This is a genomic window from Sphingopyxis sp. KK2, from assembly GCF_001990265.1.
Taxonomy (GTDB): domain Bacteria; phylum Pseudomonadota; class Alphaproteobacteria; order Sphingomonadales; family Sphingomonadaceae; genus Sphingopyxis.
Genome location: NZ_LYVN01000199.1, coordinates 1 through 5,369 on the forward strand (window position 1 = coordinate 1; position 5,369 = coordinate 5,369).

Annotated in this window: 7 protein-coding genes; 6 read left to right on the plus strand and 1 reads right to left on the minus strand. The window is 67.4% G+C overall.

Features of this window, described 5'->3' with window-relative positions; translation table 11 throughout:
• The coding region (locus tag B1A78_RS20130; RefSeq protein WP_256839567.1) for a tryptophan 7-halogenase at positions 1-717 on the minus strand (717 nt) is incomplete at its 3' end.
• Between the two features lie 196 nt (positions 718-913).
• On the opposite strand from B1A78_RS20130, the gene B1A78_RS22850 reads away from it, so the two are divergent.
• From B1A78_RS22850 to B1A78_RS20155, 6 genes are all read left to right on the plus strand, one after another.
• Positions 914-1,054 carry a hypothetical protein gene (locus B1A78_RS22850; protein ID WP_179102114.1) on the plus strand — a complete coding sequence of 47 codons (141 nt, stop codon included), beginning with the start codon at positions 914-916 and terminating at the stop codon, positions 1,052-1,054.
• 172 nt (positions 1,055-1,226) lie between these two features.
• Positions 1,227-1,769, plus strand: coding sequence for a hypothetical protein (locus B1A78_RS20135; RefSeq protein ID WP_077148658.1), 543 nt, complete (start codon positions 1,227-1,229; stop codon positions 1,767-1,769).
• Positions 1,770-1,825: 56 nt separating this feature from the next.
• Positions 1,826-3,112 carry a DNA-packaging protein gene (locus B1A78_RS20140; protein ID WP_077148661.1) on the plus strand — a complete coding sequence of 429 codons (1,287 nt, stop codon included), beginning with the start codon at positions 1,826-1,828 and terminating at the stop codon, positions 3,110-3,112.
• 125 nt (positions 3,113-3,237) lie between these two features.
• Positions 3,238-3,861 (plus strand): NYN domain-containing protein, encoded by a 624-nt coding sequence (locus tag B1A78_RS20145; RefSeq protein ID WP_083734363.1) that lies wholly within the window; start codon positions 3,238-3,240, stop codon positions 3,859-3,861.
• 42 nt (positions 3,862-3,903) lie between these two features.
• Positions 3,904-5,007 carry a phage portal protein gene (locus tag B1A78_RS20150; RefSeq protein WP_077148659.1) on the plus strand — a complete coding sequence of 368 codons (1,104 nt, stop codon included), beginning with the start codon at positions 3,904-3,906 and terminating at the stop codon, positions 5,005-5,007.
• A 90-nt stretch (positions 5,008-5,097) separates the two neighbouring features.
• Positions 5,098-5,369, plus strand: a 272-nt coding sequence (locus tag B1A78_RS20155) for a DUF6127 family protein (RefSeq protein ID WP_077148660.1), incomplete at its 3' end; no start/stop codon positions are given.

Below are 5,369 nucleotides of genomic sequence, written 5' to 3' on the forward strand. Positions count from 1 at the left end.
CCGCGCCGAGGGGACTGCGACGGCGCGGTCGGCGGGGAGCCAGTGGGTCCAGTCGTCATAGCCCGCGCCCAGCGTGCGTTCGATCAGCAGGCCGCCGAAGCCGGTGCAGTCGATGAACAGGTCGGCGGCGATTCGCGACCCGTCGGCGAGGGTCACCGCGGCGATGAAGCCGGTTTCGGGATGGCGCTCGACGTCGACGACCTGCCCCTCGGTCCTGAGCACGCCGCGGCCTTCGGCGATCTGGCGCAGGAAGGCGGCGTAGAGCCCGGCGTCGAAATGATAAGCATAGGCGAGGCGCTTTTCGCGGCCCGCGATCTTTGGACCGAACCTGCCGGCGCGGCCAGCGATGATCTGGGAATTATAATCGTCGAAGGACTGGCCGGCGTGGAGCAGGTGGTGAAAGCCGCGCGGGGCATATTCGCCGCCGTCGATGTTATAGCCGCCGAAGGGATGGACATAGTCGGCGCCGGGGCGGAGCCAGTCGACGAAATTGATGCCGAGCTTGATCGTCGCCTTTGTCGCGCGGAGGAAGTCCCGTTCGTCGATGCCGACGCCCCTGTGGAAGCGGTGGATGGGCGGGACGGTCGCCTCGCCGACGCCGACGGTGCCGATGACCTCTGATTCCACCAGCCGGATCGTGCAGTTTTCCGCCGACAGGTGCTTGGCGAGCGCCGTGGCGGCCATCCAGCCCGCGGTGCCGCCGCCGATGATCGCCACATTCCGTATCAAAGCGTCCGTATGACCCGACAAATGTCCCTCCCATTCCAAAAGCGGAGGCAAGCATAGGGTTGTTTCCCGCGCGAGCCAGCAAATTGTCCCCAGCCGGTTGATGTATCGAACGAATCATCGGGCTAATTGACTCCGAAGCGTTCTTCGGTAATAGCTTATTCTTCATCTATAACGGGGATTTGTCATGACCAACGATTCCAACCCGAACGACACGCGCAAGACGTGGCAGACGCCCGAGCTGCATGTCGTATCGCCTGCTAACGCAACGCGGGGCGGCGGCGGCACCGCGAACGATCAGGACGACGCCTGGTACGACGCGTCGTAACGCGCCTGCAAGGCGTGCCGATATTGTCCGATAACCAAATCGGTTATTTTTGTTGACATCGTCACGCTGATGTGGCACATGTAAGCCATCATGCAGAATTGCGAGTCGGGCCGGGGCCTCTTCCGAAGCGGAAGGGCTTTCCGGCCCGACTTGCGTTTGGGGCGAGGTGGACATGGGCGAGACGGAGCAAGGCGAGGAGGAGATCGCCGCCTATAATGGCGGTCCGGCGCAGCGGCGCAGTTCGAAGCCCAACGGATGGACAAAGGCGCGGCGCCGCGCCTTCCTGGCCGAGCTGGCGCATAGCTGTAACGTCAGCCGCGCGCACAAGGCGGCCGATATGGGCGAGCGCGGCGCCTATGCGCTGCGCCAGCGCGATCCGCAGTTCGCGCGGCAATGGCAGGAGGCGCTGGAGCTGGGCTATGGGCGGCTCGAAATGGCGCTGGCGCGCCGGGCGCTGGAGGTGCTCGGCGAACTCGAGCTCGACGAACGGGCCGAGCCGTTGGCCGTGATGACGGTCGAGCAGGCGATCGCGGTGTTGAGCCTGCATCGCCGCAGCGTCCAGCAAGGCAAGCCGCAGCAGCGGCGATCGGGCCATGTCGCGACGCAGGAGGAAACCGACGCGGTGCTGCTCAAGAAGATCGCGATGATCAAGCGCCAGCGGGCCATCGGCCGCGCGCGGCTGGACGGCGGCACCGATGCGGCGGGGGGCGCGTGAAGCTGGAGGCGACGCCCGCCGCGCGGCGTGAACGGTCGGATGCCATCTTTGCCGATATGGCCGAATTCACCCCCGGCCAGTGGCGGCGGCTGATGCGGTCGTTGAGCCAGGCGCAGAAGGAGGAACTGATCGCGCGCTGGTATGGCGCCGAAAACGACGGGCAGCGCGAACCGCCGGGCGACTGGCGCATCTGGCTGATCCAGGCGGGGCGCGGGTTCGGCAAGACGCGCGCGGGCGCCGAATGGGTGAGCGAGGTCGCGCGCGACAGGCCGGGGGCGCGGATCGCGCTGGTCGCGGCGACGATCGCCGACGGGCAGCGGGTGATGATCGAGGGGCCGAGCGGGCTGATCGCGGTGGCGCGGTCGCATGAGGCGCCGAGCTGGGCGCCGGGGCGGCGCGAATTGCGTTTCGACAGCGGGGCGGTGGCGATGCTCTATTCGGCCGAAGCCGGCGAGGAATTGCGCGGGCCCGAGCATCATGCGGCCTGGTGCGACGAACTCGCCAAATGGCGGCGCGGGACGGCGGTGTGGGACAATCTGATGCTCGGCATGCGGCTGGGCGAGCGCCCGCGCGTGGTCGTGACGACGACGCCGCAGACCAATGCCGCAATGCGGCGGGTGAAGGCGGCGACGGGTGTGACCGAGACGTCGGGGCGGACCGACGAGAACCCGCACCTGCCCGAGAGCTTCGTCGAGGCGATGCTGGCGAACTATGGCGGGACGCGGCTGGGGCGGCAGGAGTTGGGCGGCGAAATGCTCGCGGATGTCGAGGGGGCGCTGTGGAGCCGCGCGCTGGTCGAAGCGTGCCGGGTCGATGCCGATGCGGTCGGCAAGCCGGTGCGTGTCGTGATCGGGGTCGATCCGCCGGCGACGAGCGAAGGCGATGCGTGCGGGATCGTCGTCGCGGCGCTGCTGCGCGATCGCCGGCTGGCGGTGATCGAGGATGCGAGCGTCGAGAAGGTGTCGCCCGGCGTGTGGGCGCAGGCGGTCGCGGCGGCGGCGGCGCGCTGGGGCGCCGACCGGGTGGTCGCCGAGAGCAATATGGGCGGCGAGATGGTGACGGGCACGCTGCGGCAGGCCGATTGCACGCTCCCGGTGGTGCCGGTGCATGCGAGCGTCGGCAAGGCGCGGCGCGCTGAACCCGTCGCGCTCGCCTATGAGCGCGGGCAGGTGGTGCATGCGGGGGTGTTCGGCGACCTTGAGGACCAGCTTTGCGGGTTCCAGGTCGGCGGCGGCTATGCGGGGCCGGGGCGGTCGCCGGATCGGGCGGATGCGTGCGTGTGGGCTTTGGCGGAGTTGCTGCGCGGGGCCGGCGCGGCGGGGCCGGGGGTGCGGCGGGTTTGAATTGTATCGTGAGACGATACAATTCACTTGACGTTAATAGGATATGTCCTATCTGGCATGCATCATCCTAACAGGCATGATCCTGTTAGACAGGCCGGGGCTTCCAGTCCCGGCCTTTGTCGTTTATGCCTGACGAGATGCGGCGGGTAATAGTATATATTGACGGCTTTAACCTCTATCATGCGATAGACGCATTGCATAAGCCATGGCTGAAATGGGTCGATTTAAATGCGATCGGACTTTCTTTGCTCCGGCAAGGCGAAATTCTGAAGACGGTTAAGTACTTCTCCGCATATGCCACTTGGATGCCCCAGCGATATGCTCGACATCGCGATTATGTAAGCGCAATCGCTGCGCATGGCGCTATCCCGCACATGGCAAAATTTAAAGCCAAACCGAGAAAGTGCCTCTCGTGCCAATCCACATGGATTGGTCACGAGGAAAAGGAAACCGACGTTCAAATAGCGGTGCATATGGTTTGCGACGCACTTCGGGGCGAAGCGGAGAGATTGATAGTCATTTCGGCAGATACCGATCTTTCTCCTGCCATTGCCGCCATCGCAAAGCTTGCTCCCCAATGCGAGGTCTTCGTTGCATCCCCACCCGGGCGATTCGCCAAGGGGAGAGGTCTGAAGCCAGGAATCGAAATTACGGCTGGTCGTTTGAACCGGTGTTTGCTGCCTGAGAAAATCTCAATGGGGGGCGGACGTGTAGTAAGCCGGCCGCCGAGCTACGCCCCGCCAACTTAGCCGGCGTTAAAGGTTCGGCAGTCTCATCTGACGGAGAATCATATGAACTGGTTTGGCCGCAAGGCCGCGCAGCATGCTGCGCGGCCCGCTTTGTCGCGTGTCTATGGATCGTGGAGCGCGCCCGCGCCGCTGTCGTTCGAGGCGCAGGTGCGCGAGGGATATCTGGCTAACCCGATCGTCCAGCGCTCGGTGCGGCTGGTCGCCGAGGCGGTCGGCGGGGCGGCGGTCGAGGCGAGCGATCCGGCGCTGGCGGCGCTGGTCGCCGCGACCTCGGGCGGGCAGGGGCTGCTCGAGACGCTGGCGGCGCAGCTGCTGCTGCACGGCAATGGCTATGTGCAGATTTTGGCCGACGGCGCGGGGGCGCCGGCGGAGCTGTTTGCGCTGCGGCCCGAGCGGGTGACGGTCGAAGCCGACAGCCGCGGCTGGCCGGTCGCCTATCGCTACAAGGCCGGGGGCAGCGCGGCGGTGCTGGCGGCCGAGGATGGCGCGGGGCGGACCGCGGTCGTCCACCTGAAGGCGCCGCATCCGCTCGACGATCATTATGGCGCGGGGTGCCTGGGTGCGGCGGCGGCGGCGATCGCGGCACATAATGCCGCGACGGGGTGGAACCGCGCGCTGCTGGAGAATGCGGCGCGGCCCTCGGGGGCGCTGGTTCATGATCCGGGCGACAGGGGTGTGCCGCTGTCGGCCGAGCAGATCGAGCGATTGCGCGAGGAACTGGCCGAGGGCTTTGCCGGCGGGGCGAATGCGGGGCGGCCGTTGCTGCTCGAGGGCGGATTGCGCTGGCAGGCGCTGTCGCTGTCGCCCGCCGACATGGATTTCCTCGAGCTGAAGAACAGCGCGGCGCGCGAGATCGCGATGGCGTTCGGCGTGCCGCCGATGCTGCTCGGGCTGCCGGGCGACGCGACTTACGCCAATTACAAGGAGGCGAACCGGGCGCTGTGGCGGCTGACGGTGCTGCCGCTGGCGGGCAAAATATTGGCGGGTATCGCGCAGGGGCTGCGCGGCTGGTTTCCGGGTGCGGTGCTGCGCGTCGACCTGAACAAGGTGCCCGCGCTCGCCGAGGAGCGGATGATGTTGTGGCACGCGGTGTCGGGGGCGGACTGGCTGACCGGCGAGGAGAAGAAGGCGATGCTGGGGGTTTAGCGTCGCCCCCGCGAAGGCGGGGGCCGCCCGCAGCACAGCGCAAGGCCGACAACGGCCCCCGCCTTCGCGGGGGCGACGGGAGATTTCGACATGGATGAGGAAGAAGCGCTGGCGCGGTTGGTCGCGCTGGCGGGGACGGGTGCGCCCGACGTTGTCGGCGACGCGGCGGTGCTGCGCGCGGTGATCGAGGAGGCGAGCGAGTTGGGGGCGCGGCGGGCGCTGGCGCGGCTCGGGCTGTCCGACGAGGCGGCGCGCGGCGACATCGGCGACCTGCGCCAGCTGCTCGGCGCGTGGCGCGATGCCAAGAAAAGCGCGTGGAAGGCGGCGGTCGACTGGGCGGTGCGCGCGATGCTGGCGTTGCT

Excerpts from the sequence above, each read along its gene's own strand:
- B1A78_RS20145 (WP_083734363.1), top strand. The coding sequence starts at position 3,238 with ATGCCTGACGAGATGCGGCGGGTAATAGTATATATTGACGGCTTTAAC.
- B1A78_RS20140 (WP_077148661.1), top strand. The coding sequence starts at position 1,826 with ATGGCCGAATTCACCCCCGGCCAGTGGCGGCGGCTGATGCGGTCGTTG.
- B1A78_RS20135 (WP_077148658.1), top strand. The coding sequence starts at position 1,227 with ATGGGCGAGACGGAGCAAGGCGAGGAGGAGATCGCCGCCTATAATGGC.
- B1A78_RS20150 (WP_077148659.1), top strand. The coding sequence starts at position 3,904 with ATGAACTGGTTTGGCCGCAAGGCCGCGCAGCATGCTGCGCGGCCCGCT.
- B1A78_RS22850 (WP_179102114.1), top strand. The coding sequence starts at position 914 with ATGACCAACGATTCCAACCCGAACGACACGCGCAAGACGTGGCAGACG.